The 17,904-nt window shown below is 57.9% G+C and carries 25 protein-coding genes; 3 read left to right on the forward strand and 22 right to left on the reverse strand.

Annotated features, from left to right (window positions below; all coding sequences use genetic code 11):
• The first annotated feature begins 60 nt into the window (after positions 1-60).
• Positions 61-987, forward strand: coding sequence for a LysR family transcriptional regulator (locus ACQY47_RS08555; RefSeq protein ID WP_428556918.1), 927 nt, complete (start codon positions 61-63; stop codon positions 985-987).
• 3 nt (positions 988-990) lie between these two features.
• Here ACQY47_RS08555 and ACQY47_RS08560 read toward each other — a convergent pair whose 3' ends face one another.
• The 3 genes from ACQY47_RS08560 to ACQY47_RS08570 form a co-directional block, all read right to left on the reverse strand.
• A complete protein-coding gene (locus ACQY47_RS08560) occupies positions 991-1,353 on the reverse strand; it encodes a diacylglycerol kinase (RefSeq protein WP_017137081.1) in 363 nt (120 codons plus the stop codon).
• A 75-nt stretch (positions 1,354-1,428) separates the two neighbouring features.
• Positions 1,429-2,079, reverse strand: a complete 651-nt coding sequence (gene erdR / locus ACQY47_RS08565; RefSeq protein WP_017137080.1) for a response regulator transcription factor ErdR — start codon at positions 2,077-2,079, stop codon at positions 1,429-1,431.
• 252 nt (positions 2,080-2,331) lie between these two features.
• A complete protein-coding gene (locus tag ACQY47_RS08570; RefSeq protein ID WP_099548534.1) occupies positions 2,332-3,051 on the reverse strand; it encodes a tRNA-uridine aminocarboxypropyltransferase in 720 nt (239 codons plus the stop codon).
• A 179-nt stretch (positions 3,052-3,230) separates the two neighbouring features.
• Between ACQY47_RS08570 and ACQY47_RS08575 the strand changes: the two genes are divergently transcribed.
• Together ACQY47_RS08575 and ACQY47_RS08580 are read left to right on the forward strand one after the other, a co-directional pair.
• Complete coding sequence (locus ACQY47_RS08575) at positions 3,231-3,671, forward strand: PA3611 family quorum-sensing-regulated virulence factor (RefSeq protein ID WP_017137078.1); 441 nt, start codon at positions 3,231-3,233, stop codon at positions 3,669-3,671.
• Between the two features lie 378 nt (positions 3,672-4,049).
• The gene (locus ACQY47_RS08580; protein ID WP_138452052.1) at positions 4,050-5,162 is read left to right on the forward strand and encodes a TIGR00730 family Rossman fold protein; all 1,113 of its coding nucleotides are present in this window, start codon (positions 4,050-4,052) and stop codon (positions 5,160-5,162) included.
• A gap of 203 nt (positions 5,163-5,365) precedes the next feature.
• Here ACQY47_RS08580 and recX read toward each other — a convergent pair whose 3' ends face one another.
• The 19 genes from recX to ACQY47_RS08675 all read right to left on the reverse strand — a co-directional run bounded on the left by recX (position 5,366) and on the right by ACQY47_RS08675 (position 17,904).
• The gene (recX, locus tag ACQY47_RS08585; protein ID WP_428556922.1) at positions 5,366-5,833 is read right to left on the reverse strand and encodes a recombination regulator RecX; all 468 of its coding nucleotides are present in this window, start codon (positions 5,831-5,833) and stop codon (positions 5,366-5,368) included.
• An 8-nt stretch (positions 5,834-5,841) separates the two neighbouring features.
• Positions 5,842-6,900, reverse strand: a complete 1,059-nt coding sequence (gene recA, locus ACQY47_RS08590; RefSeq protein ID WP_017137075.1) for a recombinase RecA — start codon at positions 6,898-6,900, stop codon at positions 5,842-5,844.
• A gap of 83 nt (positions 6,901-6,983) precedes the next feature.
• Entirely contained in the window at positions 6,984-7,484 is a 501-nt protein-coding gene (locus ACQY47_RS08595) for a CinA family protein (RefSeq protein WP_099548533.1), read from the reverse strand.
• Positions 7,485-7,565: 81 nt separating this feature from the next.
• A complete protein-coding gene (locus ACQY47_RS08600; protein WP_428556925.1) occupies positions 7,566-8,132 on the reverse strand; it encodes a glycoside hydrolase family 19 protein in 567 nt (188 codons plus the stop codon).
• 54 nt (positions 8,133-8,186) lie between these two features.
• Entirely contained in the window at positions 8,187-8,948 is a 762-nt protein-coding gene (locus tag ACQY47_RS08605; RefSeq protein WP_428557350.1) for an N-acetylmuramoyl-L-alanine amidase, read from the reverse strand.
• A 132-nt stretch (positions 8,949-9,080) separates the two neighbouring features.
• A complete protein-coding gene (locus ACQY47_RS08610) occupies positions 9,081-9,266 on the reverse strand; it encodes a Com family DNA-binding transcriptional regulator (protein WP_428556927.1) in 186 nt (61 codons plus the stop codon).
• Positions 9,267-9,349: 83 nt separating this feature from the next.
• Positions 9,350-9,547, reverse strand: coding sequence for a hypothetical protein (locus tag ACQY47_RS08615; RefSeq protein WP_056857599.1), 198 nt, complete (start codon positions 9,545-9,547; stop codon positions 9,350-9,352).
• A 128-nt stretch (positions 9,548-9,675) separates the two neighbouring features.
• Positions 9,676-9,852 (reverse strand): hypothetical protein, encoded by a 177-nt coding sequence (locus ACQY47_RS08620; protein ID WP_170036415.1) that lies wholly within the window; start codon positions 9,850-9,852, stop codon positions 9,676-9,678.
• 157 nt (positions 9,853-10,009) lie between these two features.
• Positions 10,010-10,972: a hypothetical protein gene (locus tag ACQY47_RS08625; protein ID WP_428556930.1), complete on the reverse strand. Its 963-nt coding sequence runs from the start codon at positions 10,970-10,972 to the stop codon at positions 10,010-10,012.
• A 38-nt stretch (positions 10,973-11,010) separates the two neighbouring features.
• Entirely contained in the window at positions 11,011-11,169 is a 159-nt protein-coding gene (locus ACQY47_RS08630; RefSeq protein WP_138451102.1) for a Com family DNA-binding transcriptional regulator, read from the reverse strand.
• Positions 11,170-11,216: 47 nt separating this feature from the next.
• Positions 11,217-12,227 carry a phage late control D family protein gene (locus tag ACQY47_RS08635; RefSeq protein ID WP_428556931.1) on the reverse strand — a complete coding sequence of 337 codons (1,011 nt, stop codon included), beginning with the start codon at positions 12,225-12,227 and terminating at the stop codon, positions 11,217-11,219.
• A gap of 9 nt (positions 12,228-12,236) precedes the next feature.
• Complete coding sequence (locus ACQY47_RS08640; RefSeq protein WP_017137071.1) at positions 12,237-12,449, reverse strand: tail protein X; 213 nt, start codon at positions 12,447-12,449, stop codon at positions 12,237-12,239.
• The gene (locus tag ACQY47_RS08645; RefSeq protein WP_017137070.1) at positions 12,442-12,825 is read right to left on the reverse strand and encodes a phage tail protein; all 384 of its coding nucleotides are present in this window, start codon (positions 12,823-12,825) and stop codon (positions 12,442-12,444) included. The genes ACQY47_RS08640 and ACQY47_RS08645 overlap by 8 nt, the downstream gene beginning before the upstream one ends.
• On the reverse strand, positions 12,825-14,660 hold the full coding sequence (locus ACQY47_RS08650; protein ID WP_428556932.1) for a phage tail tape measure protein: 1,836 nt from the start codon (positions 14,658-14,660) through the stop codon (positions 12,825-12,827). Before ACQY47_RS08650 ends, ACQY47_RS08645 begins: the two co-directional genes overlap by 1 nt.
• A gap of 127 nt (positions 14,661-14,787) precedes the next feature.
• Positions 14,788-15,360 carry a phage tail assembly protein gene (locus ACQY47_RS08655; protein WP_428556933.1) on the reverse strand — a complete coding sequence of 191 codons (573 nt, stop codon included), beginning with the start codon at positions 15,358-15,360 and terminating at the stop codon, positions 14,788-14,790.
• Between the two features lie 153 nt (positions 15,361-15,513).
• Positions 15,514-16,020 carry a phage major tail tube protein gene (locus tag ACQY47_RS08660; RefSeq protein WP_099548528.1) on the reverse strand — a complete coding sequence of 169 codons (507 nt, stop codon included), beginning with the start codon at positions 16,018-16,020 and terminating at the stop codon, positions 15,514-15,516.
• On the reverse strand, positions 16,020-17,186 hold the full coding sequence (locus ACQY47_RS08665) for a phage tail protein (protein ID WP_428556934.1): 1,167 nt from the start codon (positions 17,184-17,186) through the stop codon (positions 16,020-16,022). The genes ACQY47_RS08660 and ACQY47_RS08665 overlap by 1 nt, the downstream gene beginning before the upstream one ends.
• 2 nt (positions 17,187-17,188) lie before the next feature.
• Positions 17,189-17,362, reverse strand: coding sequence for a hypothetical protein (locus tag ACQY47_RS08670; RefSeq protein WP_163005422.1), 174 nt, complete (start codon positions 17,360-17,362; stop codon positions 17,189-17,191).
• A gap of 98 nt (positions 17,363-17,460) precedes the next feature.
• Positions 17,461-17,904 carry a phage tail assembly chaperone gene (locus ACQY47_RS08675; protein WP_099548526.1) on the reverse strand — a complete coding sequence of 148 codons (444 nt, stop codon included), beginning with the start codon at positions 17,902-17,904 and terminating at the stop codon, positions 17,461-17,463.

The following is a 17,904-nucleotide window of genomic DNA, read 5'->3' on the forward strand; positions in this document are numbered from 1 at the left end:
ATGGCGGCGACAATATCTGTTAACTGGATTATTAAGATAAGGGTTATCGGTTATATCGATATGCGATTTACTCTACGTCAACTGCAAGTCTTCGTCGCCGTCGCCCAGCAGGAAAGCGTCTCACGCGCTGCTGGCCTTCTGGCCTTATCTCAATCCGCCGCCAGCACCTCAATCACCGAGCTGGAGCGTCAATCCAGCTGCCAATTATTCGACCGCGCAGGCAAGCGCCTGAGCCTCAACGCTCTCGGCCATCAGTTATTACCGCAGGCCGTTGCGCTGCTGGACCAGGCCAAGGAGATTGAAGACTTGCTCAACGGCAAGTCCGGCTTTGGTTCCCTGGCGGTCGGCGCCACCCTGACCATCGGCAATTACCTGGCGACCCTGCTGATCGGCAGCTTCATGCAGCAGCACCCCGAGAGCCAGGTGAAACTGCATGTGCAGAATACTGCCAATATCGTGCACCAAGTGGCGCATTACGAAATTGACCTGGGTCTAATCGAAGGCGACTGCAGCCACCCGGACATCGAGGTACAAACCTGGGTCGAGGATGAGTTGGTGGTGTTCTGTGCGCCGCAGCATCACTTGGCCAAGCGCGGTGTGGCGACGATGGAAGAGCTGACCCATGAAGCGTGGATCCTGCGCGAAAAGGGCTCGGGCACGCGCCTGACCTTTGACCAGGCCATGCGCCATCACCGTAGCGCGCTGAATATCCGCCTGGAGCTTGAACACACTGAGGCGATCAAGCGTGCAGTGGAGTCAGGGTTGGGGATTGGCTGTATTTCCCGGCTGGCCCTGCGCGATGCGTTCCGCCGTGGCAGTTTGGTGCCGGTTGAAACCCCGGACCTGGACCTGGCCCGGCAGTTTTACTTCATCTGGCATAAACAGAAGTACCAGACCTCGGCGATGCGCGAGTTTCTGGAACTGTGCCGCGCCTTCACCGCCGGGGTTCAGCGCAGCGACGAGATCGTGCTGCCAAACATTGCCTGAGGCTTAGATCAGGATCACGGCCCACACCAGGGTAATCATGGTCAGCGCTACGAATTGCGCGGCGCTGCCCATGTCCTTGGCGTTTTTCGACAGCGGGTGGCGGTCGAGGGAAATCCGGTCGATAGCCGCTTCCACTGCCGAGTTGAGCAACTCAACGATCAAGGCCAGGAGGCAGACCGCGATGAGCAAGGCGCGCTCGACCCGACTGACGTGCAGGAAGAAGCTCAGCGGGATCAGGATCACGTTCAGCAACACCAACTGACGGAATGCCGCCTCGCCGGTGAAAGCTGCGCGCAGGCCATCCAGGGAATAGCCCCCTGCGTTGAAGATACGTTTGATACCGGTTTGACCCTTGAAAGGCGACATAGATGTAGGCAACTGAACCAAAGAAGTGGGGAAACTAGATCACGCAAAGTCAAAAAAGCGTGAATCGGGTACAGCTTAATGCTGCGAAATTGACTCAAGTTGTTGCAAGAGCAGCGCCGCCTGAGTGCGGGTACGCACGCCGAGCTTGCGAAAGATCGCCGTCACGTGGGCCTTGATGGTCGCTTCCGACACACTCAACTCATACGCAATCTGCTTGTTCAACAAGCCTTCGCAAACCATGGTCAGCACCCGAAATTGCTGGGGCGTCAGGCTGGCAAGGCCATCACGGGCGGCTTTGGCTTCGTCGGACACGTTGATTTCTTCAAACGCTTGCGGCGGCCATGACACGTCGCCATCCAGCACGGTGCGCACGGCTTTCTGGATCGCTTCCATAGAGCTGGACTTGGGAATGAAACCGCTGGCACCAAACTCCTTGGAGCGCACCACCACGTCGGCTTCTTCCTGGGCTGAAACCATTACTACCGGGATCTGCGGGTATTGCCCGCGTAAGAGCACCAATCCCGAGAAGCCATAGGCACCCGGCATGTTCAGGTCGAGCAGCACCAGGTCCCAGTCGGATTTTTCGTTGAGGCGGGCTTCCAGTTCGGCAATGCTGGCCACTTCGACCAGGCTCACGTCAGGGCCAAGGCCCAAGGTAACGGCCTGATGCAGCGCACTGCGAAACAGCGGATGGTCATCGGCTATCAGGATTTCGTATGTGGCCATTGATTAAATGATCCTGTTTTTTATGGGAGCCCTGATGGGTTCAGGGTTCGCCAGTACACAAGGCAATAGCCAGGCAGCCATCGCCACAGGGCACACTCAGCATCAAAAACACCTGAAACGACACTGAAAAGTCACGGTTACGCCCCAATCGGCGCCCAGCATGCCCAGCGCAGCCAGGGGGGTCAAGCACTACGCCCGTGGGCATTTTAGCCGGTTGCGGGTTTACGGTGCCATCATGCAAACGTCGTCTGGTTATACCGTAGGGATATGGGGCGCGAGCCGCATGTGCACGCTGTCCGCCGGGTCCAGCGGCAATTGAAATTTAGCGGCCAGGTAATGCGTGCTGAACACATCGAGGTAGGCGTCCAGCACTTCGCTGGCCGCTGGGTCGTCGGCCAACTCCAGGCACAGCGCCGCAACTTCGGCGGTACAGAAATGATCATCGCGCTTGGACCGGCGCAGCTTGTAGCGTGACAGCTGTTCGGGCGCCAGGCTCAACACCGGCAAGTGCGCAAGGTAAGGGCTTTTGCGGAACATCTTGCGCGCCTCGCTCCAGGTGCCGTCCAGCAGGATGAATAACGGGCGCTTGCCGTCCTGCACCCTCACCTCACTGCACACTCGCTCAGGCGCAACGAATTCGCCCGGAAACACGATATACGGTTGCCATTGCGGGTCGGCTAACAGGGTCAGCAACTCAGGGTCCACTTCTGTGCGCGACCAGGCGAACGCGGTGGTGTCATCGATCACATCGGCGATCAGCCAGCCGGTATTGCTGGGTTTCATCGGTTCCACGTCATGCATCAACAGGCACATGGCCGAGCGGGCCTGCACTGTTGGGCGCCAGGCGCACAGGCAGTACTCGGGAATCACCCGGCAACCGGGGCAACGTTCGGCGCGTGAACCACGGTTGAGAAACGGCCGGACGGCGCGCGCCAGACGCTGGGTACGCAAGCGGGAGACGGCGTGGCTCATCGGGCGCACCGCAAGCAGAGGTCAATCGACACAGGCAAAACTCGAATCAGGCTTAAGTGGCCGCAGTTTACCAGCGATACGCCTGGCTGTAGTGGCAAGCGGTCCCCTATAATTGCGCGCCACTGAACGCACAGCGCAGTGGCTGGTCTATGCACCAGTAACCGAATCAGGAGAGTTTCATGCTGCGTTCCATGCTGCGCCTTGTTGCCCCATCCGTCGCCCTTGCGCTGGTTCTGCCCATGGGCGCCCACGCGGCGTCGCTGCTGGAGGCCCAAATGAACAGGAAACTGCAGAGCGTCGCGGCCGAGAGCAATAAGGACCTGCCCCGGGAAATCGATGCAAAGACCCTGGAAGTGGCCTACACCGTTGAAGGCATGCAACTGATTGATCACCTCAGTGTGCTACCTGACCGTGCCGAACAGATGCGCGCAAACCCCAAAGCTGTGTATTTCCAGCTGGGTCAAAGCGTATGCCTGAACAAAGGCTATCGCGAGCTGATGGCCAAGGGCGCCGTGATGCGTTATGAGATCACCGAGAACAAGACCAACCGCCCGGTAGCGTCGGTCAAGTTCGTGGAAGCCGATTGCCCGGCACCCGCTGCGGCGAAGAAGAAAAAGTAACTGTTGCTCGATCATCGCGCGCTGCTGTCCGGTGGCGCGCACCTCCCTCGCCTTATTGGCCAGCCGCCAACTAAACTGCTTGATGAGTGACCAATAAGCGGTTGCCAGCCAAGGGTTTTTCGGCTCATGATCAAGCTATCCCGGCAGCCCATCTACTGCGTTTCTCACGCCGTTCTGTAACATTTCCAGGGCAAAAGAGGGTTGCCCTCCTGCGACTTGCAGTGCAAAGGTTTCCAAATCACAAGGAACATACAGAGCCCGTTTTGCCGCCTGGCGAACACCGTGCAACGCTTAAGGCGTGCAGCGACACACGCAGTGTCGTGGCCGCGGACGAATCTCTCGCCGATGGCCCAGGTTCTGTGAAGAAGGAGAAGTTGAATGCCTTACGAACCGAATGACCGCCTGCTCCGTCATTTTGAAGCAAACGGCGCTGACCTCACCCAGCAGGTCGACGCACAACTCCAGCTGGTCGCTCCCAACAGCCCGAACATCCCCCTTTATCGCGATATGATCCTCACCGTGCTGCGCATGGCCAAGGATGACCGCAACCGTTGGAATGCAAAAATCACGCTGCAGGCGATCCGCGAGCTGGATAACGCCTTCCGCGTGCTGGAACAGTTCAAGGGCCGCCGCAAGGTCACGGTGTTTGGCTCGGCGCGCACGCCGGTCGAAAGCCCGCTGTACGCCTTGGCAAGGGAAGTCGGCACGCTGCTGGCGCAATCCGACCTGATGGTGATCACCGGCGGTGGCGGCGGCATCATGGCCGCTGCCCACGAGGGCGCAGGTCTGGAACACAGCCTGGGGTTCAACATCAACCTGCCGTTTGAACAGCACGCCAACCCGACCATTGATGGCACCGAGAACCTGCTGTCTTTCCACTTCTTCTTTACCCGCAAGCTGTTCTTCGTCAAGGAAGCCGACGCGTTGGTGCTGTGCCCGGGCGGTTTTGGCACGCTGGATGAAGCGCTGGAAGTGCTGACCCTGATCCAGACCGGCAAGAGCCCGCTGGTGCCGGTGGTGCTGCTGGATGCCCCAGGCGGTGGTTTCTGGCAAGGCGCACTGGACTTCATTCGCAGTCAGTTGGAAGCCAATCGCTATATCCTGCCCACCGACCTCAAGCTGATCCGCCTGGTCTACAGCGCTGAAGAGGCGGTGGCGGAGATCAACCAGTTCTATGCCAACTTCCACTCCACGCGCTGGTTGAAGCGTGAGTTTGTGGTGCGCATGAATCATCCGCTCAGTGATCGTGCACTGACCCACTTGCAGAGCGAGTTTGCCAGCTTGCGGCTAAGTGGAGAGTTCCAGCAGCTTGCTTACACAGGCGAGGAACATGATGAACCAAGGTTCAGCCATTTGACGCGGCTGGTGTTCAACTTCAACGGTCGTGATCAGGGCCGGTTGCGGGAGTTGGTGGATTACATCAACTTGCCGGAGAACTGGGCACAGGCTCAGGGGAAGACACAGCAGCGGGCGGCGCCAGAGCCGGCGTGATTTTTAAGGCAAAAAAAAAGGCCCACTACTGTCGTAGTGGGCCTTTTGTTTTACCGGGATTTGGCATCCCAGCAGCCAACACAATCCAATGTGGAAGCTGGCTGGCCTGCGATAGCGGTTCGCCCGCTAGCTTATAGGTTGCTGACCCACAGCTATCGCAGGCAAGCCAGCTCCCACATTTGGATTTTAACCAGCCTGAAGACTCAATCGTCCAAGTCTCGACCGCTGAGTAGACGGCTGATCATGTCCATCGAAAACCCGCGATAACTCAGGAAGCGCCCTTGCTTTGCACGCTCACGGGCATCAATCGGCAGATGGCCAGCAAACTTGCGCCGCCAGGTATCTTCCAACTGCGACTGCCAACTAATACCGCACTCACGCAGGGCGAGGTCGATATCGGCACGTTGCAGGCCACGTTGGCTCAGTTCTTCACGAATTCGCGCTGGGCCGTAGCCGGAGCGCGCACGGTAGGAGACAAAGCTTTCAAGGTAACGGGCTTCGGAAAGCAGCCCCTCTTCCGTCAAACGGTCCAGGGCTGTTTCGATCATCTCGGGCTCTGCACCGCGCTGACGCAGTTTACGCGTCAGCTCGACTCGACCATGCTCGCGGCGAGCGAGCAGGTCCATGGCAGTGCGCCGAACGGCGACGAGTGTATCCAGTACAACAGTCATCGTTTGCTTCAGATGTCAGTGTCGACTTCTTCTACTTCTTCAACCGGCTCGCGGTTGGCAGCAGCTTTCACGTCTGGTGCTGGGGTCAGCAGCTTGTCGCGAATCTGCTTCTCAAGCGTGGCGGCGATATCCGGGTTGTCCGCCAGGAACTTGGCCGAGTTGGCCTTGCCCTGACCGATCTTGCTGCCGTTGTAGGCATACCAGGCACCGGACTTCTCGACGAAACCGTGCAGTACGCCCAGGTCGATCATCTCGCCGTTCAGGTAGATACCCTTGCCGTAGAGGATCTGGAACTCAGCCTGACGGAATGGCGGAGCCACCTTGTTCTTCACGACTTTAACGCGGGTTTCGCTACCAACAACCTCGTCACCTTCCTTCACCGCGCCGGTACGGCGGATGTCCAGACGGACCGAAGCGTAGAACTTCAGCGCGTTACCACCGGTGGTGGTTTCCGGGCTGCCGAACATTACGCCGATCTTCATACGGATCTGGTTGATGAAGATCACCAGGCAGTTGGCGTTCTTGATGTTACCGGTGATTTTACGCAGCGCCTGGGACATCAGGCGGGCTTGCAGGCCCACGTGCATGTCACCCATCTCGCCTTCGATTTCAGCTTTCGGTACCAGGGCAGCCACGGAGTCGACCACGATCACGTCGATGGCGTTGGAGCGCACCAGCATGTCGGTGATTTCCAGGGCTTGCTCACCGGTGTCCGGCTGGGAAACCAGCAAGTCGTCAACGTTGACGCCCAGCTTGCCGGCATATTCCGGGTCCAGGGCGTGCTCGGCGTCGACGAACGCACAGGTGGCGCCCATTTTTTGCGCCTGGGCAATCACCGACAGGGTCAGGGTGGTTTTACCGGAAGATTCAGGGCCGTAGATTTCAACGATACGGCCTTTTGGCAGGCCGCCAATGCCGAGTGCGATGTCCAGACCCAGAGAGCCAGTGGAAATAGCCGGGATCGCCTGACGGTCGTGATCGCCCATACGCATTACGGCACCCTTGCCGAATTGACGTTCGATCTGACCCAGGGCCGCAGCCAAGGCTTTCTTCTTGTTGTCGTCCATTAAAGTCCTCACGTAATCAATAAGGCCTGACGGCCAACACCTGTATAAGTAGACAGTATTGTTCCACAAAGATCCGGGATCGCCTACCCCTGATTTTCGATTTCTGCTGCAGCTCGTCGCAACAAGCCCTCAAGCGCGGCTTTTACCGTTTGTCGGCGGACCTCGTCGCGGTTGCCGGGGAAGTGCGCCAGCTCGGCCGTTACCTCATCGCCCACGCCGAACGCCAGCCATACGGTGCCCACCGGTTTGTCCGGCGAACCGCCATCCGGCCCCGCCACACCGCTGACCGCCACGGCAAAGCGCGACAGGCTTTTTTCCTGCGCACCGCGCACCATCGCCTCCACCACTTCCTGGCTGACGGCGCCGACCTTGGGGAACAGCGCCTCAGGCACACCCAACTGGCGGGTCTTCTGCCGATTGGAGTAAGTGACATATCCGGCCTCGAACCACGCCGAACTGCCCGGAATACGCGTAATGGCTTCGGCGATACCGCCACCGGTGCAAGACTCGGCAGTGGTGACGTGGGCATTGAGCACCTGCAAACGGCGACCCAGTTCAGCGGCCAGTTGAGTGATTTCCTTCACGGTCGTCTCCAGGAATGGGCGGGGGTTTGCCTACCCTACAGGAGCCTATCGGCCATGCAAGTTGCAGAGTGCATCAAGACACTAACGCGCTTGGGAAACGCCTAACACGGCCTTGGCCCGCGCCCACAATTGCAGACGTTCCTCCAACCCGTTCAACCCACCGTTGATGCGCCTGGTAATGGTGGTGAACTGGTCTTTGTCAGCAAGTTCGTTCAAACCATTGCTCTGCCAGAACCAGGCAGCGGACGCACACGCCCATTGCGGCTGCTCCAGCAGTTGCGGTTGCTGCAACAGGCGGTCGTCGCCGAATAACGCTTGGCTGCAGGCCAGGTAATTGCGCCGCCCCGTGATCTGGATAAGCCCCCTGCCCCGGTACTTCTGACCATCGCCGTCGGCATCGGGGGTGTTGCCCAAACGCGCGGCCAGGGTGCCGGTGTCGTATTTACTCAGGTATTGATCGCTGCCCAGTTCTCGCACATAGAGCAACTGGCCGGATTCGTGGCCGACTTGAGCAAGAAATGCGGCCATGCGCTCAGGTGTGATGATTTGGTGGTGTGACATGGCCGCGTTTAACGCAGAAATGAAAACGCCGGCTTTAAGCCGTGAGCGTGGTAAGACTTTAACTAACTGTTGCTCGGACAAGACCATGTTGCCCTCCTCGGCGCTTCGAAATGAAGATCGAGCTTTGAGTGCCGCACGAACTCAGGCGTATTTTTCATTCAGTGCATACAAGATCGCGCAGGTTTCGCAATCCAGCACGCCATCATGGTTTTCAGGCCGAAAGTGCAGTTGAAAAGCCCGTACCAGCGCACTGAAAAAACCATCAGAAGTGGGCGTTTCAATGCCATAGCCATAGCGGGAAAATGCCTGAACCACTTGCTCACGCTCAGGAGTTTCGCCACTGAATTGCTGGAGGTATTTGTCTTTGACTGAATCCTCGTACCAGGCGCCGATACCTGCCTGCGCAAGGTCTTTCCAGGGAAGCTTGGGGCCCGGGTCTGATTTGCGACCGACCGCAATATCGGAATGGCCTACCACGTTTTTCGGCGACATGTCCGGGTAACGTTGCAGGATGTTCCTCGCCAATTGCTTGAGGGCTCTGATTTGCGAAGCCTGGTAGTCAGGGAACGTGAAAACACCGTCGACATCCGTGGCCTGGTTAACAATCTCGATACCGATAGAGGTGTCGTTCAACCCTGAACGACCGGCCCACTGGCTGACACCTGCGTGCCACGCACGGTCCTCTTCCGCCACCAGACTGAAAATCTTCTGCCCCTTGAAGCCCGCCGCAATGTAGCTCGGATCGGTTGGATCCGGGATCAGATAATGCGCACTTGCAGCCCCGGTGGTCAGCGATTTGACCGAGCCAGAAAAGTCCAACGCGGTGTAGTGCAACACCAGGAAACGTACACGTTTGCCGTAAGGTTTAAGCGTGCGATAAGTGTTGTAGTCAATCGTAAACATAGAGCCTCCCTCTTTCCTATCCATCCTTTAGCTAATACGCAGCACGCACGCCTTGAATTAACCGCACGCGAATGCTGCGACCTGGCGCTCTCAGAGACGATGAAGTTCAATATAGTGCTCATGTGTATTCACCTATGGAGTCGAATGACTTGTCGCGGAAGATTCCGCTTTCATGTCGCTCAAAGGCGATTGCTCGAGGCTCGCGGCCTCCACATGATTCAGCATCCCACATCGGGAACATTTGATCTGGAGCTCTGTAAACCCACCCGTGCAGGCGAAAAGTCTTTTGCAGTTACTGCATCTGAATTCTTTCAACATCTGCAAATTCCTTTTGCTGAATTACCCTTTCCGTGGGCAATAAAAAACCCGACACAATCGCCGGGTTTGTTAGCTGATTTTACTCAGTTGTCAGGATGCTCGCTCGCTACTGAATCAGCGGCGTCCACATCCGACATATCCTCTTCGAGAGGTGCATCGTCGTCAGGCGGCAGCGGGATCTTGTCCTCATCACGCCTTGGGTCATGCCCTGTCTCGTTATCAGTGCCGCGTGTGACTTCCTGCTGAGAAATATTGCCTGGCGCATTCTTATCGATGTCCATGCTGACTCTCCGTTTTTATGCTCGGGATATCCGCGCTTGAACATGGGAGGCTGGCAGGTCATGGTCAGTGCCAATCAATGGACGAACGGCTTAAGGCAAACGTCCCCGTTCAATGGCGAGGCCTGGAATTAACGATTGATAGGTCCGAAGGTGAGCCCTTTCAGGAACCAGCGCTGCTCTGGTGTAATCGAGTCGGCCTGTTTTGCATTTTCGATTTCGGTTGCACCGATCTGCGCGTAGTAGGCGCATGCGATGCCGTCGACCACCACAAATAGCTTCGCCTCTTCGAGACTTCTGAGCAGCATGCTGAACCTCCAGACACGAAAAGCCCCAGCGAATGCTGAGGCCCTGAATAGGTCCCTCATCAGCGTGACAAGTCAGAGGCTTTGAGGGCTTGGGGAAAATTAGGCAATAAAAAGCCCAGCGCGACGGCTGGGCTCTATTACGCAAGGAGATAGAAGATCATGGAGTCCAGTAAGCAATCTTGCCGCCTGCACCAACAGCTGCAAAATTGCCGTTGCCGTAGGCAACGCTCCGGATATCGGTTCCTGCGAAAGTGTTGGCTTGCTGAACCCAGCCGATCCCATCCTCGGAAACGGCTGTCTTGCCGCCGTCGCCGACAGCTACATACTTGCCATTACCGTAAGCAATGTCGCGGATGATGGTTCCACCGAAACTGGTATCTTCAACAGCAGTCCAGCTAAGCCCATCGGATGAATATGCCATCTTGCCATCCGCACCAACGATAAACATTTTCCCGTTGCAAAGCTTCATGGAAAGGATGGTGCTATAGCCGAAGGTGCTGGTTCTGGTCGTGAATGTTTGCGGATTATCCGTCGCCATCTTCACAGCGCTAAGCAGCTTCCCATTCGATCCCGCAATCAACACAAAACTGCCAATGACGTTGACGCAGTACACAGTCTCGCTAGAAGTGAAGGTCGTAGTGCGCTCCACCTGGCCTGACCAATCGCCATAACGGGAAAAGACTTTACCGTTAGACCCAACCAGTATCCAGGTGTAATTCTCGCCGTAAATTGGCCAATAAAACACAATGCCTTGCAAGTCTCCGGACGCGCGAACAGTTGCCGTAAGGTCTGTCCAAGCCCTTTCAGGGTGGTCTGCGCTGCCGAAGATCAGATTGCCGGATTGAGAAAGGGCTTGAAGAGATGACCCAATACCGTTCCAGTACAGCTCGTTGAGGACCTTTCCGCTATCAGAGGTGAGGGCGCCCTTAAGCTTGGTCCACGCGGTACCAGTTGCGCCTCCGCTGACAACCTGAGTGGTTGTGGTAAGACCGTTGCCACCAACCGCATAAAACTTGCCTTGCGCAAAAACCACGCGCCTAAGCATGCCGGTGTTATCCACCGGTTGTACTTGAGTCCAAAGATCTTGCAAGGTTTGAGACGCTGAGTTTGCGTTTTCCATTTTAAACTCCGTTACTGAGCTGATTTAAGTTCAGGCCTCTATATTGGGCGTATGGCGCTCATGGGCGATTGCTCGAGGCGCGTGGCCTTCACATGGTTCAATGCCCCGCATCGGGAACATTTGATCTGGAGTTCTGTAACCTCGCCAATTCGAGCAAGGAGTTTTTTGCAGTTTCCGCATCGAAGCTCTTTCAACATAAGTTCCTCCAACATCAGTGAACTGCTGCTGCGAATGACTTACCTGTTCACGCCGACAACCCATTTGCCGTGATCGAACTGCGATACCCCGTCGCCGGATCGCCAACATGCACCACCTGTTTCATCGACCACTGGCCCTGCATATACGAAGGCCAGGTTTCATCCAGCAACAACACGCCTTCGGCAGCCAACAAAGGGTTGCCAGGGCAATCGATCACCAGTTTCAAACCTTCGCGTCCCACACGTCGCAGTTCGCCTTCAGCCACGGCACGCGCCTCGGCTTGGTTCTGGCAGCGCTGGCGCAAGGTTTTGAATGGGGCCACTCCCACCTCGACGACCTGTTGTTTGCCACCTGCGGCATCCCACCAGGTCACGCGGCTGCCCATGTATTTGGAGCGAGACGTTTCGTCGAGCTTGGCGGTGATGAATGCTTGATCACCGGGGCGATTGTCCTGGGTCACGGACAGCTTCACCTGCGGTAATAGTTGCCCGGACAGCGATTTGACCTGCCCCGCTTCGGCCAGCACATACAGCTCGTTGATTGGTTTGGTGACCGCGCTGTAGCGCTTGGCAAGGCGGGTGATAAACGCCATGTCGCTTTCATTGGACTGGTCGATATGGGCAATCACAATGCCTTCCAACGCAGGTGCAACACGCGGTGAAAAACCGTGACGACTGACCAGTTGGCGAAACAGTGCGCCCAGCGTGGTTGGGCCGTAACTGGCCGACCGTCGCTGGCGATAACCGCTGGCGTCGAGCATGCTGAAAGGCGCGGCAGTCGCCACGATCATCAAGCGCATGGGAAACAGCACGGGCGTGCGCTGGGTGATCACGAACTCGCCTTTCTCCACCAGCGCGGACTCCTGATAACCCACGCGCAAACCGATCTTGCCGCTCAGGCTGGGCAAACCGTCCAGCCCTTCGATATTGAGGGTCAACTCCAGCCGGTCCGACTCGATACCTGCGGCGTCGGTATGGCTCCAACGCATCAAGCGTTGATTAAGCAGCGCGGCATTAGCGCCATAAAACTCCACGATCGGCGTAAATCCCTGTGCCATGTTGCCTCCTTAATCCCACGCCAGAACCGGCCGCACAGCAGCCGGCCGCGCTTGCATTTCCGGCACGATGACCCACACACCAGCGGGCAGTACCGGCCCGTACTCGGCAAGCTCGGGGTTCAGACGCCAAAGGGTTTCCTCCGCTGCGTCATCGCAACGGCCCAATTCGCGGTAGAGCAACAGGTTGACCGAATCACCGGCAATACTTCGCACTCTACGCATTGACGAATTCCTCCAGTTCCATAGTCCAGGCCATGACCATGGCAGTGCCGTCATCGATCACGTTGCTCTGGGTTTCCATCACCGAATTGATCCGCCACAGGCCCCAGTTACGGCCGATTCCATCGACCAGCGGTAAGGGCGCACGCGCATTTTGCAGGGCGCGCAACTCGTCCAGGCGCTGCATGCCGATGGCATACATCGCTGTGCCGGTGAACGTGAGCTTCTCCAGCTTCTGCCCGCTTTGCCGCGACTGGGGTTTGCTGGCAATAATCGCCAGGTCACTCCAGCCGCCGTCAGTGGTACGCACCAGCCCGGAATAGGCAAAGCCACGGGACAGGCCAAAAATAAAGTCGCCGAGGACCATTTGTTGTTGCATCAATCACCTCCTGGTGGATCGGCCAGCGCCGCGTTGCGCCGAATGCCAAGGGTGTCGGTGACCATCGGCATGCACTGAAATTGCAGGGCCTGGATCACCTGGTTGACGACTTGCTGGGCATCGGCGGGGTTCACGCCGGTAATCTGAATGCTCGGCGCGAGGGTGACTTGCACATTGTCGGTACGCGCGGCGTTGAGCTCTTTGCTCACTGCACCGGGTGCAGGCAGTCGGTCGGTTGAGCCGAACAATTTGTCACCCAACCAGGTGCCCGCTTCACTGCCAAGCAAACCACCAATGGCGCCGCCGACCGCGGTGCCGACACCGGGAAAAATCAGCGTGCCAATGGCCGCGCCGGCGGAGGCTCCTGCCCAGGCGCCACCTGCAGTGGTGAGGCCTGCACCGACGGCTTTGGCGTCGCCGTTGCGGATACCCTCGGCCACATCCATGGCAGTGTCGACATACCTCATCGGGCCGAGGCGGCGGGCGGCGGAGGACTCCAGCTTGCTCACCGCGCCTGACAGGCCGGAGGCCGGCAGCTTCGGCGCGTGAGGCAGCGCCTCAGTTGAGCGCTCATGGCTGAAGGTCTGTGTGTTTGGCAGAGCAGTCATACGCCCATCAGAAGGCAGGGGGACAAGCCCTCGCTCCAAGGCCTCCATCAGCCCCGGCCCTCTGCCAGCAGCCGGTTGACGGTAATCAGCGCCCTGCTTTCGACTATTTGCCTGGACCTCGCGCAGTTGCATCCCCTGAGTAGGGCCACCGGCGTGAAAACCATTCGACTGCGCAGGGAAAAAGGACTTGGCAAAGCGCTCGGACACACCGCGCAGCGTTGCCATCACGCCGCCGCTTTTTGTGGATGCAAGCCTGGTGGCAGCTGGCTTGGCCACGGAAGCCTGTTTCTTCTGCGAACCTTGCTTGTTCTGCGCGCGCTGCGTCTTCTTATTCTGCGATTTTGGCGGTTGGGTATTCTTCTTCCTGGCAGAAGAACGTCTACGGCTGACGCGGCGGCTACTGGGTGAGGCTTGAACAGCAGCAGCACAGCAGCAGGACTTATCCTTTTTAAAGCCATCACTCTTGAATAGCTTGCCGGCGACTCCAGGCAACTTGCCAAGCGTTACATCAACCAAGTTACCCGTTACCCGGGTTTTGATCGTCTCTCCCAAGCCCGAAAAAAAGCCAGTAATGACGGGTGAAATAACCGGCAAAACGACCACCTCAGCCATTTTTACAGCGGTGACAGCTGTGGGCGACTCACCCGCTATGGTGTTGGCGCGGTCCATCACATGGGTCTTGGCTTGCAGCCACCAGTCCTCCCCGAGCACCGGCGCGAGCTTCAGCGTGGTGGAGAGCCGCTCCTCACTCTTTGACGACTCCTCTCGCAATTGAGTGGTAGTTTTTTCCACAACGGCGGGTGCAGCAAACGATTGCTGGAAGGCTGCGACCGGATCGAGGCTCTTTACATCGCGCAACGTCATGGCGTCACGGACCAAGCTCCGATCTTGCGATGCGCTCGACTTAACCTCGGTGGTCGTCTTCTGCTCACTACGCTGATCGATTTTAGACGGTTCAACGTCCACCGCCTTCAGCCGCGACAAGGCGTCTTCCAGCGCGTCCACGCTGTTGCGCACTAACCCCAGGGACAGCGAGAGGCCATTGAGTTGCAAGCCTGCATTGGTCAGCGCCAGACTCATCGAGGACAACGACGGCGCTTCTGCGAGAGCACCAGAGACCAAAGGGCCTGGGCTGACAATCTCGCCCCCCTTTGCGTTGTCTGCGTTGCTAAAAATACCTTGGCCATCCTTGGCCATGGCATACGCGAGCGAATACTTGTTTTGCATCCCGCTTACTCCTGTTTAACGCCAAGGCGAGTGATCGCAATGTCGTAGCGGCGCAATGCTTTGCCGGCGTCCCAGTCGAGGATCTCTGCCTCATTGACCGAGTAAATCAGCGGCACCACATCGAGGATTACTTCGATGTCGCGCTGCGAAAGAAGTCCGCCGGTTGATTTAAAAAATCGTCGATGCGCTCCTGCAGTTCCGTCCAGTCGGGTACGGTCAGGCCAGCGAGATCGGGGATCATCAGGCCGGTGCAGTGCGCGGTGATGAACTCGGCGCGTTCTTTGTTGGTGGCGAGTTTTTTCATCACCTTGGTGGCGCGCAGGGCGGGCATTTCCAGGGGCAGTTCGGTCAGGCTGCGACCGGCCGCGTCGAGGGCCAGCAGCAGCTGAACAGGCTGGTCGTGGGTCGCTTCGTCAGGCTGATCCAGGAAGAATGACGCAGGGCGTGTCGACATGTCATGTACGTACTGAGCGATGCTCACGTAGTCCGGGCGCTTGAGCTGGTCGAGCTCTTTTTCCGACAGGCCGGTGGCGAGTTTCGCCAGTTCAAAAAACTGGTCGTCCTCGTCATCACCGGCCCGGGCCAGCGCGTCTTTTTGCGCGGCGTAAAACAACGGCTTGAGTTGAATCTGCTGGATCGTCGCGCCAGTATCGGCGGTGATCGGGGACAGCAGAATGTGCAGCGGTGGCATCCAGGCCATGGGGCAATTCCTTGTTAAGCATTTTTGAGGTTAAACACAGTCAATGTGGGAGCCGGGCTTGCCCGCGATGCAGGCGACTCGGTATGTCTGGTGCACCGAGGTGATGCCATCGCAGGCAAGCCAGCTCCCACATTGTCCGTGCCCGCTTCGCCTTTAAGGCATCAGCACCGCGCGGCGTGCATCGCCGAGAATGTCGACGCCGTTGAGCACGAACTTCTGGGTGCGCACGTCGATGTCGATCACCGAAATGCCGTTTTCCAGACGGTTGTAGGTACGGCAGGACAGTTCCAAAGTGGTGGTGACCTTGTCGCCCATCTTCAGCTTCGCCTCCTCCAAGGATTTGAGTTTGCCGCCGACCGTGTGGTAGGTGAAGTAGGTTTTGCCATCCTGATCCTGACCGGCTTCTCGTACGTTCAGCAGAATGTCGTCACCCAAGCGCACGCCCAGGGCCAACATGATTTCCGGCCCGGCACCTTGCAGAACCAATTTGGCATTGAGCACCTTGCCGCTCTTGGCCATTTCTTCGGCGATGAAGCGCCCACCGGACATGGATTCCATGTCGAACTCGATCTTCGGTGGGGTGAACTCTTCCACCGTCGCGGACAACGGCAGGCCTTGAAGGGTGGCCGCAATGGCCTGTCTTACACGGTTGGTAAACATTAGAGAACGTCCTCCAGGAACTGCTCGATGATTTCATCGCGGGCATTGAGTTGATAAATCATGTGTTCGTTCGGCGCGTAGCGGCCGTAGTCGATGACGATGAACCAGGTGCCGTTCTTGTATTTCTCGACACTGTTCAATTCCGGGTGCAGGTACACGCTGCCGCCGGGAATGGTTTCGTCGGCCACCAGGGTTTGCAGCCAGTCGTTGATGCGCTTGACCTCCTGGTCCATGAACGACTTGGTGAGGTTCTTGGCCATGGCTTTCTGGCCGGCCTTGACCAGCTTGCGGCTGATGGCATCTTCCAGGCCGACATAGCTGATGAACTTGCCGGTGAGGGAGCGGTTACCCAGCAGCGAAAAACCGCCAAGAATAGTGCGCGCGTAGTAGCTCACGCCGTAACGGTTGAGCAGGTCGCCTTCGGTGGAGGTGTCGAGGATGTTGTACTCGACCACACGGGAAACGTCCTCGGCGAAGGTCACCTGGTTACCTGGGCTTTCCCATTGCTTGACCTTGGCCAGTGCGGCGATGGCCAGCGAGGATGGCGACAGGAACACGTTTTTCTTCGCCGCCTTGGAGTACACCGACGGCATGTTGTGCACCAGCATGCAACGGTCGAAGCCGAGGTCGGCACCGCCCAGCTCGCCGCTGTAGGTCACTTGGTCAGCGACGGACGCGTCCTTGCCGTCCAGCACCACACGGGCCTTGATGCGCTTGCCGAAGGAGGCGAACTCACCGGCCACAGCCTTGGTGCCGGTGAAGCCTGGGGCACCGATGATGGTCAGGTCTTCAGGGACACTGGCCAGTGCAGCCAGGCCCAGCTTGCGGCCGGTGGTCGGCTCGTTGCCGCCGATCACATTGTTGATCGTGTCAGCCGGGGTTGCGCCCTCCTCCACGATCACCACATAGACCGGCACCTTTACCACTTTGAGGATCTGGTACACCGCCTGAAACAGCGTGCCCGACTCGGCGCCGGTAGGGTCCAGCAGCGCCTGGGTGGTGAAGCTGTTGATGCGAAACGGCGCGTTTTTCGGGATCGACGCGTGGGCATTCGGCGCGGTGCCGACCAGGCCGATAACGTTGTCGCCCAGGCCACCCATGGCCTCGGGGGATTCGGTGGCATTCACGGTGATGCCGTTGTGCTCGAAGTTCAAAACCTCAGCCATGATTAGTCAGCCTTCTTGGGGGTGGAGTTAAGGACGCTGGTCAGTTCCAGGCGGCCGGCGGTGCGCAGGGCGGATGCTTCGACGTCCAGAAGTTCAAGCTCCTCGCCGGCGGTGGACCAGTGGCCACCTCCGGTGGGGAATGGGATGAGGACGGTGTAGGTTTGGCGATTGGCCATAGGTGGATCTCCGGGTATAAAAAAAACCGCAGGGCGGTTTTAGTGGGTTATGAATAAGTGAGCGCCAGAAAAGAAAACGCCCCGTCTGTGCGAGGCGTTTACTTAAGTGAGGTGGTCAGCCAAACAGGGCTAGTTGGACGGTGATCAGCCAAAGGAAACTCGGCTCCTTGCGGCCAGTCACGTAGCTTGCGTCGGTAAAGTTGCAGTTCAGCGTATTGCACGTCGTTGAGTGTAGCCATTCCGCCAAGTTCTAACTCGTCCCGATGCCTTGACACAATCGAGTCAGTCCAGGATAGCCGCACATCCCGCCACGTCCGCTCTACTGATTCAAGCAACTCATTACTCAGTGGCGGCGGGTCAATCAAAATAGGAAAACCATCAGCGTCAGCACCTATTCTTTTAGGACTGACCGCTAGTTCGGCAAGTACCGATTGCCACTGGATCAATGGCAGCTCAACTGCGTCGTCAGGAATATCGTCGCCGTTGATAGTCGGCAAGTAGGCGCCGAGCGTACTCGGGCTAAACAGGATTTTTTCTGTCAT

It is taken from the genome of Pseudomonas edaphica (genome assembly GCF_965277385.1).
In the GTDB taxonomy this organism is placed as follows: Bacteria; Pseudomonadota; Gammaproteobacteria; order Pseudomonadales; family Pseudomonadaceae; genus Aquipseudomonas; species Aquipseudomonas edaphica.

Coding starts and splice junctions, on each gene's coding strand:
- ACQY47_RS08555 (WP_428556918.1), top strand. CDS start 61: ATGCGATTTACTCTACGTCAACTGCAAGTCTTCGTCGCCGTCGCCCAG.
- ACQY47_RS08560 (WP_017137081.1), bottom strand. CDS start 1,353: ATGTCGCCTTTCAAGGGTCAAACCGGTATCAAACGTATCTTCAACGCA.
- erdR (WP_017137080.1), bottom strand. CDS start 2,079: ATGGCCACATACGAAATCCTGATAGCCGATGACCATCCGCTGTTTCGC.
- ACQY47_RS08570 (WP_099548534.1), bottom strand. CDS start 3,051: ATGAGCCACGCCGTCTCCCGCTTGCGTACCCAGCGTCTGGCGCGCGCC.
- ACQY47_RS08575 (WP_017137078.1), top strand. CDS start 3,231: ATGCTGCGTTCCATGCTGCGCCTTGTTGCCCCATCCGTCGCCCTTGCG.
- ACQY47_RS08580 (WP_138452052.1), top strand. CDS start 4,050: ATGCCTTACGAACCGAATGACCGCCTGCTCCGTCATTTTGAAGCAAAC.
- recX (WP_428556922.1), bottom strand. CDS start 5,833: ATGACTGTTGTACTGGATACACTCGTCGCCGTTCGGCGCACTGCCATG.
- recA (WP_017137075.1), bottom strand. CDS start 6,900: ATGGACGACAACAAGAAGAAAGCCTTGGCTGCGGCCCTGGGTCAGATC.
- ACQY47_RS08600 (WP_428556925.1), bottom strand. CDS start 8,132: ATGGTCTTGTCCGAGCAACAGTTAGTTAAAGTCTTACCACGCTCACGG.
- ACQY47_RS08605 (WP_428557350.1), bottom strand. CDS start 8,948: ATGTTTACGATTGACTACAACACTTATCGCACGCTTAAACCTTACGGC.
- ACQY47_RS08610 (WP_428556927.1), bottom strand. CDS start 9,266: ATGTTGAAAGAATTCAGATGCAGTAACTGCAAAAGACTTTTCGCCTGC.
- ACQY47_RS08615 (WP_056857599.1), bottom strand. CDS start 9,547: ATGGACATCGATAAGAATGCGCCAGGCAATATTTCTCAGCAGGAAGTC.
- ACQY47_RS08620 (WP_170036415.1), bottom strand. CDS start 9,852: ATGCTGCTCAGAAGTCTCGAAGAGGCGAAGCTATTTGTGGTGGTCGAC.
- ACQY47_RS08625 (WP_428556930.1), bottom strand. CDS start 10,972: ATGGAAAACGCAAACTCAGCGTCTCAAACCTTGCAAGATCTTTGGACT.
- ACQY47_RS08630 (WP_138451102.1), bottom strand. CDS start 11,169: ATGTTGAAAGAGCTTCGATGCGGAAACTGCAAAAAACTCCTTGCTCGA.
- ACQY47_RS08635 (WP_428556931.1), bottom strand. CDS start 12,227: ATGGCACAGGGATTTACGCCGATCGTGGAGTTTTATGGCGCTAATGCC.
- ACQY47_RS08640 (WP_017137071.1), bottom strand. CDS start 12,449: ATGCGTAGAGTGCGAAGTATTGCCGGTGATTCGGTCAACCTGTTGCTC.
- ACQY47_RS08645 (WP_017137070.1), bottom strand. CDS start 12,825: ATGCAACAACAAATGGTCCTCGGCGACTTTATTTTTGGCCTGTCCCGT.
- ACQY47_RS08650 (WP_428556932.1), bottom strand. CDS start 14,660: ATGCAAAACAAGTATTCGCTCGCGTATGCCATGGCCAAGGATGGCCAA.
- ACQY47_RS08655 (WP_428556933.1), bottom strand. CDS start 15,360: ATGGCCTGGATGCCACCGCTGCACATTCTGCTGTCCCCGATCACCGCC.
- ACQY47_RS08660 (WP_099548528.1), bottom strand. CDS start 16,020: ATGTTTACCAACCGTGTAAGACAGGCCATTGCGGCCACCCTTCAAGGC.
- ACQY47_RS08665 (WP_428556934.1), bottom strand. CDS start 17,186: ATGGCTGAGGTTTTGAACTTCGAGCACAACGGCATCACCGTGAATGCC.
- ACQY47_RS08670 (WP_163005422.1), bottom strand. CDS start 17,362: ATGGCCAATCGCCAAACCTACACCGTCCTCATCCCATTCCCCACCGGA.
- ACQY47_RS08675 (WP_099548526.1), bottom strand. CDS start 17,904: ATGACAGAAAAAATCCTGTTTAGCCCGAGTACGCTCGGCGCCTACTTG.